General features: G+C 63.8%; 23 protein-coding genes. 9 read left to right on the top strand and 14 right to left on the bottom strand.

Annotation, left to right across the window (positions count from 1 at the left end; genetic code table 11):
- Positions 1-5 precede the first annotated feature (5 nt).
- From IHE39_RS02500 to IHE39_RS02485, 4 genes are all read right to left on the bottom strand, one after another.
- Positions 6-398: a DUF2946 family protein gene (locus tag IHE39_RS02500; RefSeq protein WP_192565401.1), complete on the bottom strand. Its 393-nt coding sequence runs from the start codon at positions 396-398 to the stop codon at positions 6-8.
- A 66-nt stretch (positions 399-464) separates the two neighbouring features.
- Positions 465-1,784, bottom strand: coding sequence for an MFS transporter (locus tag IHE39_RS02495; protein WP_184769230.1), 1,320 nt, complete (start codon positions 1,782-1,784; stop codon positions 465-467).
- 82 nt (positions 1,785-1,866) lie between these two features.
- On the bottom strand, positions 1,867-2,148 hold the full coding sequence (locus IHE39_RS02490; RefSeq protein WP_281397504.1) for a metal-sensing transcriptional repressor: 282 nt from the start codon (positions 2,146-2,148) through the stop codon (positions 1,867-1,869).
- Positions 2,149-2,263: 115 nt separating this feature from the next.
- Positions 2,264-3,172: an SDR family oxidoreductase gene (locus IHE39_RS02485; RefSeq protein ID WP_192565400.1), complete on the bottom strand. Its 909-nt coding sequence runs from the start codon at positions 3,170-3,172 to the stop codon at positions 2,264-2,266.
- A gap of 90 nt (positions 3,173-3,262) precedes the next feature.
- Between IHE39_RS02485 and IHE39_RS02480 the strand changes: the two genes are divergently transcribed.
- Positions 3,263-3,838, top strand: coding sequence for a TetR/AcrR family transcriptional regulator (locus IHE39_RS02480; RefSeq protein WP_192565399.1), 576 nt, complete (start codon positions 3,263-3,265; stop codon positions 3,836-3,838).
- 239 nt (positions 3,839-4,077) lie between these two features.
- A complete protein-coding gene (locus IHE39_RS02475) occupies positions 4,078-5,502 on the top strand; it encodes an amidohydrolase family protein (RefSeq protein WP_192565398.1) in 1,425 nt (474 codons plus the stop codon).
- Positions 5,503-5,580: 78 nt separating this feature from the next.
- Here IHE39_RS02475 and IHE39_RS02470 read toward each other — a convergent pair whose 3' ends face one another.
- The gene (locus tag IHE39_RS02470; RefSeq protein ID WP_192565397.1) at positions 5,581-5,811 is read right to left on the bottom strand and encodes a DUF4287 domain-containing protein; all 231 of its coding nucleotides are present in this window, start codon (positions 5,809-5,811) and stop codon (positions 5,581-5,583) included.
- A 29-nt stretch (positions 5,812-5,840) separates the two neighbouring features.
- A complete protein-coding gene (locus IHE39_RS02465) occupies positions 5,841-6,755 on the bottom strand; it encodes a DMT family transporter (RefSeq protein WP_192565396.1) in 915 nt (304 codons plus the stop codon).
- 50 nt (positions 6,756-6,805) lie between these two features.
- On the opposite strand from IHE39_RS02465, the gene IHE39_RS02460 reads away from it, so the two are divergent.
- Positions 6,806-7,357, top strand: coding sequence for a MarR family transcriptional regulator (locus IHE39_RS02460; RefSeq protein ID WP_192565395.1), 552 nt, complete (start codon positions 6,806-6,808; stop codon positions 7,355-7,357).
- A gap of 37 nt (positions 7,358-7,394) precedes the next feature.
- Here the strand turns inward: IHE39_RS02460 and IHE39_RS02455 are convergent, their stop codons facing one another.
- Positions 7,395-7,790, bottom strand: a complete 396-nt coding sequence (locus tag IHE39_RS02455) for a hypothetical protein (RefSeq protein WP_192565394.1) — start codon at positions 7,788-7,790, stop codon at positions 7,395-7,397.
- A gap of 9 nt (positions 7,791-7,799) precedes the next feature.
- Positions 7,800-8,699 (bottom strand): hypothetical protein, encoded by a 900-nt coding sequence (locus IHE39_RS02450; RefSeq protein ID WP_192565393.1) that lies wholly within the window; start codon positions 8,697-8,699, stop codon positions 7,800-7,802.
- 275 nt (positions 8,700-8,974) lie between these two features.
- On the opposite strand from IHE39_RS02450, the gene IHE39_RS02445 reads away from it, so the two are divergent.
- Positions 8,975-10,003, top strand: a complete 1,029-nt coding sequence (locus tag IHE39_RS02445; protein ID WP_210327463.1) for a serine hydrolase domain-containing protein — start codon at positions 8,975-8,977, stop codon at positions 10,001-10,003.
- A gap of 94 nt (positions 10,004-10,097) precedes the next feature.
- Here the strand turns inward: IHE39_RS02445 and IHE39_RS02440 are convergent, their stop codons facing one another.
- Positions 10,098-10,826, bottom strand: coding sequence for a GNAT family N-acetyltransferase (locus IHE39_RS02440; protein ID WP_192565392.1), 729 nt, complete (start codon positions 10,824-10,826; stop codon positions 10,098-10,100).
- A gap of 243 nt (positions 10,827-11,069) precedes the next feature.
- Here IHE39_RS02440 and IHE39_RS02435 point away from each other — a divergent pair, with 243 nt between their 5' ends.
- Both IHE39_RS02435 and IHE39_RS02430 read left to right on the top strand, forming a co-directional pair.
- Positions 11,070-11,702: a LysE family translocator gene (locus IHE39_RS02435; RefSeq protein ID WP_184769241.1), complete on the top strand. Its 633-nt coding sequence runs from the start codon at positions 11,070-11,072 to the stop codon at positions 11,700-11,702.
- A gap of 46 nt (positions 11,703-11,748) precedes the next feature.
- A complete protein-coding gene (locus IHE39_RS02430; protein ID WP_192565391.1) occupies positions 11,749-12,408 on the top strand; it encodes a pentapeptide repeat-containing protein in 660 nt (219 codons plus the stop codon).
- 6 nt (positions 12,409-12,414) lie between these two features.
- On the opposite strand, the gene IHE39_RS02425 is transcribed toward IHE39_RS02430, so the two are convergent.
- Positions 12,415-13,026, bottom strand: coding sequence for an NAD(P)H-dependent oxidoreductase (locus IHE39_RS02425; RefSeq protein WP_192565390.1), 612 nt, complete (start codon positions 13,024-13,026; stop codon positions 12,415-12,417).
- Positions 13,027-13,131: 105 nt separating this feature from the next.
- On the opposite strand from IHE39_RS02425, the gene IHE39_RS02420 reads away from it, so the two are divergent.
- Positions 13,132-13,731, top strand: coding sequence for a TetR/AcrR family transcriptional regulator (locus IHE39_RS02420; RefSeq protein ID WP_246470697.1), 600 nt, complete (start codon positions 13,132-13,134; stop codon positions 13,729-13,731).
- Between the two features lie 59 nt (positions 13,732-13,790).
- Here IHE39_RS02420 and IHE39_RS02415 read toward each other — a convergent pair whose 3' ends face one another.
- Complete coding sequence (locus tag IHE39_RS02415; RefSeq protein WP_192565389.1) at positions 13,791-15,005, bottom strand: MFS transporter; 1,215 nt, start codon at positions 15,003-15,005, stop codon at positions 13,791-13,793.
- A gap of 68 nt (positions 15,006-15,073) precedes the next feature.
- Here IHE39_RS02415 and IHE39_RS02410 point away from each other — a divergent pair, with 68 nt between their 5' ends.
- Positions 15,074-15,523, top strand: coding sequence for a helix-turn-helix domain-containing protein (locus IHE39_RS02410; protein WP_184769246.1), 450 nt, complete (start codon positions 15,074-15,076; stop codon positions 15,521-15,523).
- A gap of 103 nt (positions 15,524-15,626) precedes the next feature.
- On the opposite strand, the gene IHE39_RS02405 is transcribed toward IHE39_RS02410, so the two are convergent.
- The 3 genes from IHE39_RS02405 to IHE39_RS30515 form a co-directional block, all read right to left on the bottom strand.
- Positions 15,627-15,992 (bottom strand): response regulator, encoded by a 366-nt coding sequence (locus tag IHE39_RS02405; protein WP_192565388.1) that lies wholly within the window; start codon positions 15,990-15,992, stop codon positions 15,627-15,629.
- A 177-nt stretch (positions 15,993-16,169) separates the two neighbouring features.
- Positions 16,170-16,490, bottom strand: coding sequence for an HWE histidine kinase domain-containing protein (locus IHE39_RS30520; protein ID WP_343070051.1), 321 nt, complete (start codon positions 16,488-16,490; stop codon positions 16,170-16,172).
- Entirely contained in the window at positions 16,471-16,824 is a 354-nt protein-coding gene (locus IHE39_RS30515; protein WP_246485364.1) for a PAS domain-containing protein, read from the bottom strand. Before IHE39_RS30515 ends, IHE39_RS30520 begins: the two co-directional genes overlap by 20 nt.
- 592 nt (positions 16,825-17,416) lie before the next feature.
- Here IHE39_RS30515 and IHE39_RS02395 point away from each other — a divergent pair.
- Complete coding sequence (locus tag IHE39_RS02395) at positions 17,417-17,929, top strand: GNAT family N-acetyltransferase (RefSeq protein WP_184769248.1); 513 nt, start codon at positions 17,417-17,419, stop codon at positions 17,927-17,929.
- Positions 17,930-18,134: the final 205 nt, after the last annotated feature.

Below are 18,134 nucleotides of genomic sequence, written 5' to 3'. Positions count from 1 at the left end.
CGACGTCAGATGGAGATCGCAGGTGGCGCCCGTGCTTCGGCGATCAAGCCGCGCAGGCCTTGCCGAACCGGCACTGCCTGCTCAGCAACGACGACGCCATGCGCCTCGGGACGGTCAAGAATGAAGGCAAGCTGTTGCCCCGGCAGGCCGGGCGTGGTCGCCACGGCCAGCTGGCAGAGCGTGCCGCAGGGGCAGTCGGCGGGACTGCGCGCGGGCTGCTTGTCGCCGCCTGCCGGTCCCATGCCGTCCATGGTGCAGATGACGCCGAGCGGGTCGGCGGCAGAGGCAGCCATGGCGCCGGATGCGGCACCCGAAAGCAGCGCCTGGAACAACAGCATGAAGGCGATCATGCCGGCGATGGCGCCAGCCGACAGCCTGTCCCGCAAAAGGAGCCGCATGCTCTTCATCCTGGCGCCATGCCACATTGCCGCCGCAAAGTCACTGCGGCACGAGCGCTTGGCGCGTCAGCCGTGGCGCGGCCATTGCTGGTGCAGCGTGTCGATGACGAAGCCATGCGCGTGCCGCTGCCCAAGGCGATGCCCGCCCTCCGCCCAGTGCGGATCGTCCTCGTCGAGATCGTCATGGTGATGGCCCAGCACATCGGGATCGGTCGCCGGCCACATCGCGCAGGCCGCCGCCAAGGATGCGGCCGCGATCCCCGCCATGATGACGAAGGTCTGGGAAATGCCAACAGTCACGCCGAGCCAGCCGGCCAGTGGATAGGTGATCAGCCAGCAGGCGTGGGACAGCGCGAACTGGGCGGCGAAAAGTGCAGGCCTGTCTTCGGCATGCGACGAGCGCCTGAGCAGCCGTCCCGCCGGCGTCTGGGCGATCGAATAGCCGAGACCGAGGATGAACCACAGCGGCAACAGCGTATTAAAGCCCTGCACCAGCGCTCCGCACACAAGCCCGACAGCCAGCAGGGAAATGCCCGCCAACATGATCGAGCGGTCCTGCACCCGGTCGAGAATCCTCGGCAGCATCAGTGCCGCCACCATCGACCCGCCGCCATAGGCCGCCAGCGCCATCGCCGCCGCCTTCTGCGTCAGGCCATACTCGCCCTGCACGATGACGACGGTATTGACGATCACCATCGCGCCGGAAGCCGCGACCGCCATGCTGACCGCCAGCAGGCCTTGCAGCCGTGGCGTCGCAAGATAGATCCTGAGGCCCCGTGTCGTCCGCTCATAGATGCCGCGCGGCGCCGACAGCTTCGGGCTCGGCAACGTCACCGAGACCACCAGGGCGGCCGAAGCCAGAAAGCCGATGACGGTGCCGGCAAACAGGCTGTGGAAGCTGATCACCGTCAAAAGTGCAGCGGCTAGCACCGGGCTGACCAGGCTTTCGAGATCGTAGGCGAGCCGGGTCAGCGACAGCGCGCGGGTATAGTCCTTCTCATCAGGCAGCACGTCGGGGATCGTCGCCTGAAATGCCGGGGTGAAGCCGGCCGAAGCCGATTGCAACAGGAAGATCAGCACATAGACCTGCCACACCTCGGTGACGAAGGGCAGAAGCAGCACCACCGCCGCGCGCACCAGATCGAGGCAGACCAGCATCGTGCGTCGCGGCAGCCGCTCGGCGAAGGCAGCCGCGACGGGCGCAACGGCGACAAAGGCGATCATCTTGATCGCCAGTGCCGTGCCGAGCACGACGCCGGCATCCGGCCCGGCCAGTTCATAGGCCAAAAGCCCGAGTGCCACCGTGGCAAGGCCAGTACCGATCAGCGCGATCAGCTGCGCCGCAAACAGATGGCGGTAGGTGCGATTGGACAGGATGTGAAGCATTTCTTGTCGGGCTCTGGCGGGTGTCAGGCACTGTGGGGCGGAGCGGTCGCTGGCGCGGCATGGCCGTCAGCCAGCGGCATGTTCAAAGGTACTTGGTGATTTCCTTGAACTCGTCGATCGACTGCCGCTGCGCGCGCGGCAAGGCACCGACAGCATCCTCCAGGCAATGGTCGAGATGATCCTGGATCAGCGTGCGCTTGGCCTGGCCGACGGCCTTTTCCACCGCATGAAGCTGTTGGGCGACATCGAGGCAAGGCCTGCCCGCCTCGATCATGGCGATGATGCCGCGAAGATGGCCCTCGGCGCGCTTCAGCCGCTTGATCGTATCGGGATGGGAGGCATGGACGTGAACGTGGTCTGTCATTTCCATATACTATCCCCCAGGGGGGTATATGGTCAAGTTCGCGTCGCCACCTCGAACAGGTCTTCGACGCCAGCCTTGCTCCCGTGCGAGCACCCTCGGTGGGCATGTCAGGCGTTCAGCGATAGCCCGTCGTATCGGCCGGCTTGCCGGCATCCTGCACCTCGACCACATAGGGCCAGGCATTCGGCCGCGAGCCATCGAGGTCGGTGAAACCATAGACCTGCGCCAGGGCGCCGCTAGATAGCGACTGGCCGTTCCAGCGCGCCACATCGGGATCCGCCGCAATGGCGGCCACGGCACGGCCAATGAAGCGCGGCGTCTCGGAAATGGCGAAATGCGGGATGGTCTTGGTCGCGTCGCGCCAGTTGGCTTCGGTGACGCCAAAATGCTCCAGCATCATCTCCGAGCGCAGCCAGCCCGGCGTGATCGCCACCGATGTCGCGCCATGCGGGGCGAGATCCTTGGCATGCGCCCAGGCCATGCGCAGCACCGCCGACTTGCACAGGTCGTAGAACGGCGACAGGCGGTAGTTCACCGCATTGTATTCGGCGGTGCCGTCGGTGACCTCGACCAGCAGACCGCCGGGCTTTTCGATCATCAGCGGCAGCGCGTGGTGGGCGGTGATCAGATGCGTGTCGATGGAAAGCCTCAGCATCCTCAGGCCATTGTCGAGATTGTGGTCCCACACCGGCTTGTTCCACTCGAACAGCTTCTCGCCGCCCCAGATGTCGTTGACCAGCACGTCGAGCCGGCCTTCGTCCTTGCGGATGCGGGCAACGAGATCGCGCACGTCATCCGAAACCAGGTGGTCGACGCGCACGGCAATGCCCTTGCCGCCGAGCGCGTCGATGGCTTCCGCTGTTTCCTCGATCGTTTCCGGCCGCTGGTACTCGGACTGCTGGTCGCGCGTCGTCCGCCCGGTGACGTAGACGGTGGCACCGGCCGCGCCCAGTTCCAGGGCAATGCCCCTGCCCGCGCCGCGGCTGCCGCCGGCGACGAGCGCTACTTTTCCTTGCAGTGTCATCGATCTCTCCCGAGAGTGTTTCTTTCGCAGGCTGGTCATCGGCTTCGAAGCGATATATAAATAAATATTCGTTTATAAATAAAGGTCAAGATGCCCCGCCGCAAAACCCTGTCCGACGAAGAGGTCCTGGTCGCCGCCTCGCGGCTGCTGCATGAGCATGGCCCCGACGCCCTCACCTTCGAAAGCCTGGGGCGTGCCTGCGGCCTGTCACCGGCGACACTGGTGCAGCGCTTCAGGACAAAGGCCAAGCTCAAGCAGGCAACGCTTCTGCATGCCTGGGACGGGCTCGACGCCAAGACAGCGGCGCTCGCCGCCTCGACGCCGAAAACGCCCGAGGGTGCAATCGCCTTGCTTGTCGGCCTGTCGGATTATGGCGGCATCGAAACCTATGCCGAAGGCCTTCTGGTGCTGCGCGAGGATCTGCGCGATCCAGCACTCAGGGCGCGCGGTGCTGCCTGGAAGGCGGCGTTGTCGGCCGCCCTCGACGAGCGCTTCACAGCTGTTGCCGCAGCGCCCCAAGGCATCGGCCTGTTGATGGCCTCGCAGTGGCAAGGCTCGCTTTTGTGGTGGGGCTTCGACCCGCAGGGCCGGGTCGAAGATTTCGTCGCCGCCAGCTTGCGCGGTTTCGTGGCGGCGTTGCTGGCCGAACCGGCAACGGCGACATGAGAGGGCCGGCATGGCAGCCCGCCGCAGCCTGCCGCGTGCCTGTTCCGCCACGTCACAAGCCTCTCCATAGCGCAGGGGCGCCAGCATTGACGCTAGGTTATTTTAGACTTAAAAAATTTAAGCTCAAAATAAACTGAGTGCTGATTGGGAGGACCTTTATGAGCCATTCCGGTTCCACGGACAGCGGAGCACCTGCATCGAAAATCGGCCGTCGCGGCTTTCTGAAAGCAACGCTGGTCATGGGTGCCGCCGCTGCCGCGCCCGTCGGCAGCAGTGCGCAGACCCAGGGCGCTGCAGCCGGAAATCCGGCATTGGGCAACGAGTTCGTCATTCGCGCCGGTCACATCCTGTCCATGGATGGGGACGTCGGCGATTTCGCCAGCGGCGAGGTTCACGTCAAGGACGGCCGGATCGTTGCGGTCGGCGAGAATCTAAGTGTCGCGGGGATCGAGGCGGTCGATGCCACCGACATGATCGTCATGCCTGGCTTCGTTGACTCACATTCCCATCTCTGGAACGCCTTCCTGCGCGGTTCGATAAGAGGCGACGATCCGGTCCGGGGTTACTTCCCGACGACCAATAGGGCAGCCCCACTGTGCACGCCGGACGACGCGTCCGCCTCGGCAAGGTTCGGGCTTCTGGAAGCGCTTCTCTCCGGCACCACCTGCATCAACAACTTCTGCCACAACACCCGCTCGGTCGAGCACGCCAACGCCGAGATACGCGCCTCGATCGATCTCGGAGTCCGCACACGGTTCTCCTACGGAACGCCGGGCCGCGGAGAACGCCTAGACACCACCGGCGTCGAAGCGGTGCGCAAGCAGTGGGCCACAGGACACCCCCTCATCACGGTCGGCGTCAACCTCCAGACGCCCGCCCCGGACATCCTGAAAAGCGGCGGCGACGACGACAAGTTCGTCGCAGAAGCACGGTTTGCAAAAGAGCTCGGATTGCCAATTTCGCTCCACTACGGCAATACCGCCCACGGGCTGGTCGCCTTCATGGACAAGCACGACTTGCTCGGCCCCCATATCCTCTTCATCCATACCCAGGGACTGACCGAAGAAGAGCGCAACACGCTCGTCGCCAAGAACGTGCAGTTCTCGATGTCGCCAGCGATCGAGATCCCCTACTCGACGGTCAGGAACGGCTACATTCAGTTCGCCGAGCTCGAGCAGTTGGGCGCGAGCCTCAGCCTGTCCGTCGACGCGTCGAGCGCCATGGCCACCGCCGACTTCTTCACCGTCATGCGGGCGCTGCAATGGTCCCACAAGCAGCGTGCCGACGTCGACCGGGCGATTGAGCCGAAACGGATCCTTGAAATCGCTACGCTCGGAGGCGCCAAGGCCCTCGGCCTCGATCGGGAGATCGGCTCGCTGACGCCGGGCAAGAAGGCCGACATCATTCTGGTCCGCAAGACCGACCTCAACATCGCGCCGGTCATCGATCCGTATTTCTCCCTGGTCTTCTCGGGAGGCGCGCGCAACGTCGACACCGTCATCGTTGACGGCGTCCTGGTCGTGAAATCTGGCCAGCATGTCCGGGTCGACGGCTCCGACGTGGTGGCGAAGGCCGAACAGGCCGGGCGTGCCATGCACGAAAAGCTCGAGCATATCATCGCCAACACGAAGGAAAGCGTCGAGCAACTGAACAAAAAGGGATAGTGCGGGCCGGGCGCAGGTTTCGCCTGCGCCCGGATGCCTGATCTCGCAGCCAGACGAATGTCCAGCAGACGGCGACAGCTACTTGTCGCCGGGCTTCCTCTTGCCGCTCAACAGCGCATAGACGGCCATCGAGTGGCCATGGCCGAGACCGAATTCGTCGCGCAACCACTCGACGATTTGCCCGGCCTTGACGCCAGCTTTCAGCTTGCCGGCGTCGGAAAATCCCTTGCCGTCGGCGAGTGCTGCCAATTCTTCCGGTCCCTTGCCGGTCTTGGTCTTGATGGTGTCGAGATAGGCCTGGAAGGACATGATGTTTTCCTCGTTGAAGATTGAATTGATCAGGCGCGCTTGCGGTTGGCCAGCACGCCGCCGGCGATGATGGCCGCAAGTCCGGCGACCGAGAGGGTGGTCAGCACGTCGTTGAACAGCAGTGCCGCCAGAACCACGCCGAAGCCCGTACCCCAATAGCCGAGCTGGCTGAAGAACACCGGCCCGCCGATCTCCTGCAGGCGGAAGTTGAGCAGGTAGGACGAGGCTGAGGTCGCAACCATGCAGCCGATCCAGAACAGCACGTCGCGGTCGAAAAAGACCCAGCTCGATGGCGCTTCGAAGAACGGCGCCACCAGCGCCACCATCAGGCTCGAGCTCAGCAGGATGCCGCAGGAAAAGGCGAGCGCCGACGAGCCCTTGGGCCAATAGGCCGTGCGGATGATGTTGCCGGCGGCAGCACAGGCCGGGACGATGATGCCGAGCAGCACCCAGACGGTCTGCGAGAAATCGATCTCGGATATCTGCTGCTGCACCAGTGCCGCCATGCCCGCAAGCCCGATCAGGATGCCGGCGAAGCGCCTCAAATACATGCGCTCGATGCCGAGCCCGGCAGCAAAGCTCATCGTCAAGAGTGGCGACAGCGAATAGACCGTCGAGGTGTAGGCCGGCCCGACGCGATCGACGATGTAGTAGCCGAGCACCGTCGGCACGGTGAAGCTGACGATGCCGAGCACCAGATAGAGCAAGATATGGCTGCGCTCGCGGGGAATGCCCTGCCCGGAGGCGGCGAGCAGCGGCAACAGCACCATGCCTGCGCCGACATTGGCGACCAGCGCCAGCTGGAATGGCTGCATGCCTTCATTCAGCGCCGCCTTCGAGATCATGATGCGCGTGGCGAAGACGAGCCCGCACAAGGCAAGCAGCACCAGCGGCGAGCGCGCCACATACGACACTGGCAGACGGAGAACTTCTTGTTGCGTCATGGCTGACCTCGATATATCTTACTGTTAAGATAAATAGTGGAATTATCTTAGTGTCAAGACATCTCGACGAAAATAATGGGGAACCGGCCGGCGACGGCCTGCAGGACGGCATCGACGCGCGCCGGGCGCAGTGGGCCAAGGAACTGCCCCATCTCGACACCCGTGGCATGGCCATCCTCGGCCGTGCCCGCTGGATCACGCTCGCCGCGCGGCCCAAGATCGAAGCGATCTTCGTCTCCTACGGGCTCGACACCGGCGAGGCGGACGTGCTGTTCACGCTGCTGCGCTCGGGCCCGCCTTATCGGCTGCGCCCGACCGAGCTCTACAAGTCGATGATGATCTCGTCGGGCGGCGTCACCAACCGCATCGTCAAGCTGGTCAAGGCAGGCTTGGTCAGGCAGGTCGCCTCCGACGGCGACGGCCGCAGCCTTCCGGTCGAACTGACAGAGGAAGGCCGCGCCCGCGCCCGCGAGGCTTTCGAGGCCGACATGGCGGTCGAGACGCTGATGCTCGAAAGCCTGACCTGGGACGAGCAGGCGCAACTGGCGGCACTGCTGCGCAAGCTGGCGCTGTCCCTCGGCAGTTCGCCGGTGATGGAGTGACGGGGCCGACAAGGATCCGGCTCCGCTCGCCCTGCCCTCAGGACTTCGGCCTTCGGGCCAGCTCCAGGTCGATCTGACCGATCTCCCTGCCCGCCTGCTCCAGTTTCAGCGTGCAGCCGAGGATGCGGCTCTGCACCTCCCTGACGGGGCCGCTGATGCGCGCGGCGTCCAGTCCGCCCATGCCCAGGCGCAGCAACTCATAAGCGGCGATGGCCAGGGACAGGCCGCCGGTCAAGGGCGAGGCGATGATCCCGATCACGAAGATGGTGCCATCGGCGGCCAGCCACAGGCCAGCCGACTGCAGCTCAGCCTTGCGGAGCTTCAGCTCGGCTTCGAGCTGATCAAGCTCGGCGGAAATGGCAGCGACTTCCGCCCTTCTGGCAGCCCGTTCTCTCAACAACTCTGCCCGGGGAAGTCCGGCAAGGCGGGACATGATATCAGGTCAGCCGCCTGGAGAGGCGTAACCGTTTCCAGCCTCCTCCTCTTGCCCAGCCGATGCCGCCTCGCGACGCCCGAGCGATGAATGAATGCGTGCAGCCTCCAGCCTGGCGGTCACGAGGCTTACCCCCGCGCTTTCGATGTCACGCCTGTCGGCAAGCATGCCCTGCAGCCGCACCGCCAGCACCGCGGCTCCGATGATGCAGAGCCCCACCACCACAGCGCCATGCAGTATGGCCGCGTCGGGGCCAAACAACCGGGGAAGGTTGATGCCCAAGCCGGGCGCAGCGATCATGGCAATGAGAAGGACGACGGCGGCAGACAGCGAAAGCAACGGCCATGGCTGCGACTGTCTCCTGTCGCCTTCAGCCATCAAGACGGCCGCGGGAATGGGGTCCGGCTCCGCAACCGGCGCAGCCTCGGCCTGAGGGGCGCCGTCCGTTGCCACCTCGCCGCCGAAATCGGGCGCGACATCGGGCGATCGCTCCAACACGCCCTGAAACGATTTCGGCACGTCCACGACATGGCCGGCCTCGACAAGGACCTCGAGGGCGACGATCGAGCCGGGCTGATAGTTCCGAAGCCCCTGATCGACAGGCAGCAGCTTGATTGCCGCTCTGCCCAGCAGCCTTTGCAGTTCGGAAACCGCTTCAGGTCCGGGCTCTCGCCCCGTCACGTCGCGCAGCACGGTCTGCAAATTTCTCGCCCGCTCCGGCAGTGTCGATCGTTCGAACGCGCCGAGGCTGACGCCGCGGACCACAGGCGGGTCGCCGGGCCGACTGAAGTGAGCAACGAAGCCGATGACTTCGCCTATCGACAGCAGGATGGATGTATCCCAGGTCAGAACGAAGTTCAGACCATGGGACCCGCAGTATCTGCGAATCTGTGCGAGACTTTCGAGCACTTCATTATCGGTCACAGTGCGCCCTGCGCCCCACGAACAACTTGGCTGCACAACATTAGCAAACTCACATCAGAGAATACAGCTCGGCTTGTGGCTCCGGAGGCTCCGTCAGCCCTCGGCGTGCCACGCCGGTGGCACCCGTAGAGAGGCAGGCCACGCCACGGACACCGCTGGCCAGACTGTTGCGCAAACTGGCGCTATCCCTCGGCAGCACCGCCGCACCAGAGTGACGCCAACGAATCGTGCCGCGGGCGCACTGCCGCGTGAGGAATGGAATGAACCGAAAAGAGCTTGTCGAACTTGTCCAAGAGCAGCAAATTCCGCTGGCACTCTACGCCACCGGCATGGGCGTGGAGCGGCCCTGGGCCACTGCATCAGGCATGGCCGACGAACAAGCCGGCCGGCCGATGTCGGTCGACACGCCGCTCAGGGTCGCCAGCAACACCAAGACCTTCGTTGCCGCAACCATCCTTCGCTTCTGGGAACGCGGGCTCATCGATCTGGACGGCCCGATCGCACAGCAGATCGACCCGCTGTTCAACGCGTTGCTCGCTGCCGCCGGCTACCGCACCGAAAGGATCACCGTTCGCCACCTGCTGAACCACAGCGGCGGGCTGGTCGACCACACCGACGACCCCGAATTCTTTGCCACCGTCTCACGCGAGCCGCAGCGTTTGTGGACGCGCGAAGAGCAGGTTCGCCTGGGCGCCAAATTCTCGGCGCCGCTCAGCGAACCGGGCACGCGCTTCAGCTATTCCGACACCGGCTACATCCTGCTTGGCGACATCGTCGAGCGCATTTCGGGCACGACGCTTGCGGCAGCCGTCCGGCGCGAGATGAAGTTCGACCGGCTCGGCCTGACCTCGTCGTGGTGGGAGATATCGGAGCCGCAGCCGCCGCACAGCCAGCCGCGGGCGCGCCAGTTCTTCGGCGATGTCGATGCCACGGGGATCAGCGCCTCGATGGACCTCTATGGCGGCGGCGGGCTGGTGATGTCCGTGCGCGACCTCGCCACCTTCTTTGCAGCGCTGTTCGAAGGCCATGTCTTCGACAGCCCCGACACGTTGCGCGAAATGCTGTCGCAAGGCAGGCATGAAGGCGCCCATGGCTATCGCCTCGGCATGGCAGTCGAAACCGTCGGCGGCGCGGAGGTCTATTCGCATCTCGGCTTCTGGGGCACCGCGGCCTATTACGCGCCTGCCCAAGGCATCGCTGTCGCCGGCTTCGCCATCAGGCGCGAAGCGCGCGACACGCTGGTGTCGGTCATCCGCCAGTTGCTTGCCGCCGAAGGCTGGCATGGCTGACCCCTCCGCCGGCTGCGAGCCATTTTACCAGAGCCGACGGAGGCCGGGCTGGTCCGCTTGCGCTAGCCGGCCAGTATGAGGATCGGCGCCGGGATCAGACGGCTGAATCGGGCGAAACCACCTCCCAGGTGCCGAACAGTTCGAGGCCCGCCTTGCCGGCAAGCAGGATCGACGCCGCATTGTCGAGCTGGCATCGGTATTGCGGCTCATATCCCAGATCCCAGGCGTGCCGGCTGATCGAACGCACCACCTTGCGGGCGTGGCCCTTGCCCCGGAACGGCTCCAGCGTCAGCACGCCGAGATCGGCGACGCGACCGTCCATCCAGGGATACATGCTGCCGGCGCAGACAAGGCGATCCTGCTCGAAGGAACCGAACACCAGCCAGTGGTCGAGTTCGACCGAGGCACCATCGAGGTCCTGCTCCGACGCCTGCGCCCGGAAGCCTGAGAACAGCGCCTCGTCCTCGCTGCTCAGCCGCCTGGGCCCGGCGTCCGGCTCATCCAGCGCCAGTCGCTTCTTTTCGGCCTCGGTAAAATGATAGACGCGGTCGGCACCATGCAGTGTCACGCCCGCCTCATCGAGGGCATGGCGGAATGCAGCGATGGACAGGCCCTGCCGTTTGCGCAGCCCGGCCCTGACCGCAAGCTCTGGCGTCAGCACCGCCATGGCCCGTCCATCTATAGTCTCCAGCACCATGACACGGCAGTCCTCGTCGAGATCAGGGTCGGCGGCGACAGTAAAATTGTCGTCGCTGTGGAGAATGTCGCCGTTGAGAAACTGCGCCCGCCAAAAATCTACGATCGTCTGCGAAAAATATGACATGCGGAATACTCGGTCTCGTCTGGACGAGTGTGAGCGCGGAAAGTGCAGCCTCGCGATTCTCACGACTTCGTGAAGCAAGCCGTAGCCAGCAAAAACCGGCAAATGTGCGGCATAACAGCGCTTCGCGATCGCTGGACCAAATATAGGCCGGGCTGGCCGACGGGTTTCGCCTACCGAACGGCCACGCCCTGTGCGAATTTGCCGGCATTGGTCGCGCAATATCGGGCGCGACGGGAGCCTGCCATGCCATCAGCCGAACTGTTGATCGCCTTTGTCGCCACCACCGCGATCTTCGCCTTCATGCCGGGCCCGGCCATGCTCTACGCCGCCGCCCAGACGCTGGCGCGCGGGCGCTGGTCGGGACTGATGGCGGCACTCGGCATCCATCTTGGCGGCTATGTCCATGTCATTGCCGCCGCCGCCGGCCTGTCGGTGCTGTTCCATGCCGTGCCGCTGGCCTACACGATCGTCAAGCTTGCCGGGGCCGGCTATCTCGTCTGGCTTGGCATCTCGCTGTTCCGCGCCAAGACGCAAGGCGACGGCGACCTGCCCGCCATCGAGCCGAAATCCGCCCGGCGCGCCTTTGTCGAAAGCATCGCCGTCGAGGTGCTCAATCCCAAGACGGCGATCTTCTTCATGGCCTTCCTGCCCCAGTTCATCGATGCTTCGGCTGCCTTTCCGGTCTGGCTGCAGTTCGTCATCCTGGGCACGGTGGTCAACGCGATGTTCACCACAGCCGACGTTGTCGGCGTCATGCTGGCGGGTGCGATGATCGGCAGGCTCAGGCGTTCGCGCCGCGCCCAGCGGCTGATGCAGCGCGCCGGCGGGGCGGTTCTCGTCGGCCTTGGCGTCCACGTCGCCCTGCAAAGAAGCTGACCGGCTCCGACACCCAGCCAATCTCACGACAACGCCTTCGAAACCCATGCCAGCCGACCAGCACACCACCTACCTCGCCGACCAGTTCGCCCACGGACAGCGCTCATTCAAAGGCCTGCAACTGGCCGGCAGTGATCTGGCGCGCCTCGACCTCAGCGCCTGCGCGTTCGCCGACTGCAACCTGACGGGTGCCGACCTATCGGCCTCGACCCTGACCGACACAAGCTGGGTCAGTTGCCGCATGGCGGGCGCCAAGATTGGGTCGATCGATGGCGTCGATATCAGGTTTCACAATTGCGACCTTTCCAACACCGACTGGACCCGGTCGCGGCTCAACGCCGCGAAATTCAGCCAAAGCAAGCTGACCGGGGCAAACTTTGCCGATTGCACGCTGATCGGCGCCGACTTCCAGGAATGCCGGCTGGTCAGCGCCTTCCTGCCTGCCGTCTCGTTCCGACGCAAATCACTCAGCAATCTCGATTTCAGCGATGCCGAACTCAGGGGCTGCGACTTCCGTGAGGCGATCTTCGACGGCTGCAGCCTGCGCGGCGCCAGCTTGCGTTCCTGCCGCTTTGAAGGTGCCGACCTGCGCGGCTGCGACCTGGGCCCGCTGAAGCTCAATGAGGCCTCGATCCTGAAGGGCGCGGTGATCTCGAAAAGCCAGGCAACCGACCTGTTGCGCAATCTTGGCCTCCAGGTTCTGTAGCTGCGCTCACGCCGCCTCGATCTGGCTGAGCCTGGCTGCTTCGAACAGATTGCGGCCGATGGACTGCGCTGCTTCGAGATGCTGGGCCGGCCCCTGCGTTTCCGTGTCGAGCATAAGCTCCGAGGTCGCCACGGGCGCGCCGACATAGTCGAAGATGCCGTGGTCGATCTGCGTCTTCATCGCCCCAAAATAGCCATGCCGCGCATAGGTGCGCGTGGTGGCGCCGCCAATGGCCACGAGATGCACCTTGAGATGGCGCAACCGTTTGACCGGCTTGATGCCGGCACCTTCGTCATAGGCCCATCCATTGGCGAAGACGCGGTCTATCCACCCCTTGAGCAGGGCCGGCATCGACCACCAGTAGACGGGATAGACCAACACGAGCGTGTCGGCACCATCGATCCGCGCCTGCTCGGCGGCAATGTCGGCTGCCGGCGCCACCTCCCTGCGATGCACGGCAAGATCGGCGGCGGTGTAGCGCGGATCAAAACCTTCCGCCGCGATGTCGGCAATCTCGAATGTATGGCCTGCCTTTGCAACGCCTTCGGCAAGGCGCGTGGCAACGCCGTGGCTGAGCGACTTCGGATCGGGATGGGCGACGACGATAAGCGCGTGCATTGGAAATTCCTGTTTTGTGGTTGCGGACAGCGGTCACAGCTTATATACTTTTTGTAACCTACTAACAGTATATACTTTTGGTATATTATGACGTCAAGCACTGAAATGCTGGAACAACCCGTGCCGCCGCGCCGCCGCCTGTTGCGCGAGGACCGGCGCCGGCAGCTCGTCGATGTCGCCTGGCAAATCATCCGCGAGGAAGGCACCGAAGCGCTGACGCTGCCCCGGCTTGCCGAGCAGGCGAAAGTGGCAAAGCCGGTCGTCTACGATCACTTCGCCACCCGGCCCGCCTTGCTCGCGGCGCTTTACCAGGAGTTCGACACGCACCAGACCGCGCTGATGGACGCTGCCTTCCAGGCGAGCGAACCGACCCTGCCGAGCAGGGCCATGGTCATCGCATCGTCTTATGTCGACTGCGTGCTCGAACAGGGCCGCGAGATCCCGGGCGTGATCTCAGCGCTTGCCGGCTCGCCCGAACTGGCCAAGGTCAAGCGCGACTACGAAGCCATCTTCATGGAGAAGTGCCGGTCCCTGCTTGCCCCATTCGCGCCGGCCGGCACCGTCGCGTCGTCGGGGCTTTGGGCGATGCTCGGGGCGGCAGAAGCGCTGTCCTTCGCCGCCGCGAACGGCGACCTCACGCCCGAGCAGGCAAAGCACGAGCTGTTCGAAACCATCCTCGCCATGGTCGCCAGACCCCCGCGCTGAGTCGCGGCGGCGGCGGCACCGCCGCTCGCCGCTTTTGCGGGCAGGTTCGCGGACAGCCTTCAGCGCCTGCCGGATCGGGCTATTGCTGCGCCGCCCACGGCGCCGGCTGCAATGGCCATCGCCGCAAGCAGCAGGGCGATGCCGCTGAACAGCGCTTCATAGCCATGGCCGGCAATCAGCGGCGTGACGAGAAGCGGCGAAACGAATTGGCCGATGAAGATCGACGCCGTCAGGATGCCGCCGCTTACGCCCCGGCGCCGCAACGGCGCAAGGTTGAGCGTGAGCGCAACGAAGCTCGGCGAAACAAGCGCATAACCCGCGCCGATGGCCGCTGCCGCCGCAAACAGGATGGGCGTCGTCCCGGCGAAGACAAGCAGCAGGAAGCCGAGCGCCATCCCGGCATAGCCGAGCAGGAAGATGCCGGCATAACCCGTGGCGCGTTGCACCTTCGGATAGAGCAGCGCGAAGCTGCCTCCGGCCAGCATCAAGGTGCCGAGAATGGCGCCGGTCATGACGGCGCCATCATAGCCCTTGGCTTCGAGGAAGAACGACATCTGCGTCGGCATGACGAAGAAGATCATGTTGGTGACCGCCTGGAGCAGTACCAGCAACGACAGCAGCAGCACCCAGGACGGATGCGCTTCGGCCTCGTCCACCGCCCTTGCGCCCACTGCCTGCAAGCGTCGGGGCGGATCGACGACGACCATCCACATCAAGGGCAGGAAGACCATGGCGAGCCCGTAGATGGCGAATGGCCAGCGCGGCGACATCGCCGCCGCCCATCCGGCGAGCGAGATGAAGACCAGCCCGCCGAAATTCCGCGCCGAAATCTGCAGCCCCGTCATCGCGCTGCGCTTCTCGCCGGTGAAATAGTCTCCGACCAAGGCGGTCTGCGCCGTCATGATGAGCGCGACTGCGACACCGAGGACGAGGCGGCTGGCGAAGATGGTGGGCAGGTCAGGAAGGAATAGTCCGGCGCACCCAGAGACCGCAAACAGGATCACGCCGACAAGCAGCAGCAGGCGGCGTCCGAATCGGTCTGCCGCGATCCCGGCAAAGGGCGCGAACAATGCGACACTGAGCGACGGCGCCGGCACCAGCAGACGGGTCAACATCGCCGCGTTCGGGTCGGCGGCGAACAGCCGCTCGAGTCCGGGGAGTGCCGGGCTGATCGTCGCGTTGGCCATGGTGGTGAGCGACGCGGCGAGCAGCAGCGCGACCGCCCGCCCGTCCATCCAGACCGGCCTTTCCATTGCATTCTGAATGCTGTGCATGACTTTTCCTCTTGCTGAAATCGACGTTTCGGCAGAGCGTACGACTTCAAGCCAACTTGAGGTCAAGCATGCTTTTTCTGGATATCGGCGAGGTCGTAGAGCGCACCGGCGTGCCACCGTCGACGCTGCGCTACTACGAGGAGATCGGCCTGATCCGCTCGCTTGCGCGACATGGCCTGCGGCGGCAATACGATCACGACGTGCTGCTGAAACTGTCGCTGATCAGCATGGGCAAGGCGGCCGGCTTCTCCCTGCCGGAGATATCAGGCATGTTCGGCCGCGACGACCGGCCCGACATCCCGCGCGCCCAGTTGCATGCCAGGGCCAAGGAGCTGGAACGGCAGATCATCGAGCTCAGGATGCTGCGCGACGTCATCCGCCACGTCGCCGACTGCCCCGCGCCTTCGCATCTGGAATGCCCGAGCTTCCGCAAACTGTTGAAGTCGGCAACGAACAGGACAACGAACCGCGCTCCGCAAGCTGCGGCAAGACGGGCAAAATCAGTACCACAGCGGTAGTCCGCGGTTGATGGCCAGCGGCCGCACATGCTGGCCGTCCAGCGCACAACCGCGCGCCCTCTTGAGACGCAACATTGGCCCGGGCATTTCTCGACTTTGCCAATCAGCCAGGGAGCAGGCTGGCAAGCATTTCGGCCAGTTGCTTGTCAATGAACGGCTTCTTCAGCAGGGGGCGGTCGCGGTAGCCATCCCTCACGTGGTGGCCGCTGTAGCCCGTCGAGAAAACGAAGGGCACGCCGCGCGCAGCGAGCGCGTCGGCCACGAAATAGGTCTTATCGCCGTTCAGGTTCATGTCCAGCATGGCTGCATCGAAGTCATGTGCTTCAATGAGGGCGATAGCTTGCTTGACCGTGGCGGCAGCGGTCACCGACTCGCATCCGATGTCGGCCAGCATGTCTTCGATCATGATGAGCACGAGCATTTCATCCTCAACGACAAGGATACGACGATCGGAAAGCAGCCTATTCATCCCGGACACCGTAGGTGACAGGAAAGCTTATCGTGCAAACAGGGCCTTCCACCGTGTAGTCGAGATCGACCGCGCCATCGAGTTCATGTGCCAGGTCGCGCTCCAGGACCCGCGAGCCAAACCCTTTCCGCGACGGCGGCATGACCGGCGGACCGTCCTTCTCTTGCCAGCGCAGGGCTAGCCGATCGCCCCAGGCGACAGCTCGAACGTCCATGAAATCAGCACGGGCCCGAAACTGTTGGAAAACGCGCCGTATTTCACTGCATTGGTCGCGAGTTCATGGAAGGCGATGCCGAGGGCCAGGGTAACTTTGGGCGAGACGCGGATGTTGTTGCCGGTGATGACAAAGTGTTCCGACCTGCCATTTGTAATTCCGAACGGCTCCAAGGCCGCCTTGATCAGATCGAGCAGCCCCGCACCTTCCCAGTTTTCACGGGTCAGTAGGTCATGCGACCGGGAGAGCGAGACCAGGCGCGACTCAATGGATTCCCTGATCACTTCGGGATCGGAGGTATTTCGCAAGGCCTGCCAGGGAGGCAAAGTGCTGCACCACATCGCCGTGCTCATCCCTGACCGGGCTGATGAGAATTGCCGACCAGAATTCGCTGCGGTTCTTGCGCCGGTAGCAGATTTCCGATCCGCCAGTGACGGCGCCCGCAAAAGCGGCTTCGATGCGCGCCAAAGAATCGAGATCGGTGCCGCGCGCCATCAGGAAGTTTAAGCTTTGACCAAGCAATTCGTCGCGGGAACATCCGGTCAGACCAAGAAAGGCGTCATTGGCGAAAATGATCGGATTGCCGGGCTCTTTCGCATCGGTGAAAACCATCGCCATGCGTGTTGTTTCAGCGCAACGACAAACGGCCCAAGATCCCTCCGAAAGCTTTCGACCTCAGCTTCGGCGACTTTTTGGCCTTCGGATTTGATTACTGGTATGCCTCAGCTTCATTCGATTGGCCGGCAGGCCGCAGCTAACCAGAAACGGTTTGAGCCGTGCGAGTTGTTAGACGGGCGGCACGACTTACGTCCAGACGTCTTGCCTAACGAAAAGCGGCAATATTTGGCTCAACGCTCGCTCTTGAAAGCTTGATTAATACCAGCGGCCGCGTCCGAACCAGCCGCCGCCCAGCAGAACAAGTACGATAAGTATGATGAGAAGAGTGGTGGTATCCATGTCTGTCTCCTGCGAGTGCTCTTGAGCTCCCGCCACTCTTTTCACGGAGCGGTGGATTGCCTGTTCATCGCACTCCAACTCTAAACAACGCTCCACATCCTTTCCTGTTCCAACGAAGCAGCGACTTTGGAGCTCTATTTCACGCGGGGTCAGCTTCCAACCGGCAACACCGCGGCTGCTGGATCACGCCTTCCCAAACATAAGACCATCCTTTATTCGCTGCTTGCTTTTAGAGGATATGTTGGATCGAGACATGATCAGGCCGGCCGACTTGATGGATGCTTCCAGCCTCGCCGCGATCGGGCTGGAAGTCTGGCTGAACACCTACGTCCGCAACGGCGTCAACGCATTCTTCGCCGGCTATGCGCTGGAGCACTTCACTGCCGCCCGTTTCGAAGAGGTCCTTGCGCGGACAGACCAGACCGTCCTGGTCTCGCAAAATTCCGCCGGCCTGGACGGATTCATCCATATCGCATCGGGAGCCCCCGCACCTGTGCCTGATTGTTCCGACCTGGAAATCGCCAAGCTCTACGTCCAGCCCCGCCACCAGGGCTCGGGCGTCGGCGGCAGGCTTCTTGCGGCGGGGCTCGACGTGTGCGCCGACACCGGCCGACCCGACGTTTGGCTTGCAGTCAATGCCGAAAATCAGCGCGCCACGGAGTTCTACCTGAGGAAGGGGTTTGCCAAGGCTGGCGAAACCCGGTTCCAGATCGACGACCAGTCCTACCCCAACCACGTGCTACGTTACGACCTCACCCGGGCCTAGAGTATCCGTGTTGGTCAAGGAAGGGATGGCGCTCATTTACGACCATCTCTGATGAGCGCGTTTGCGAGCACGATCAGCTTTCGCATGATGGCTGTGATGGCCTTCCTGCGCTCGAAGGCCCGGTGGTAGGCGCCGGTTGGCTCATAGACGACACGCCGGTCGCTCCCACCCAGGCGGTGAATGCCGCGTGGCCGGCCTTGTGTCG

The sequence above is a fragment of the Aminobacter carboxidus genome (assembly GCF_014863355.1).
In the GTDB taxonomy this organism is placed as follows: Bacteria; Pseudomonadota; Alphaproteobacteria; order Rhizobiales; family Rhizobiaceae; genus Aminobacter; species Aminobacter carboxidus.
Note: the sequence above shows the minus strand (reverse complement) of the source record. Positions and strands in the feature narration are given on the sequence as shown.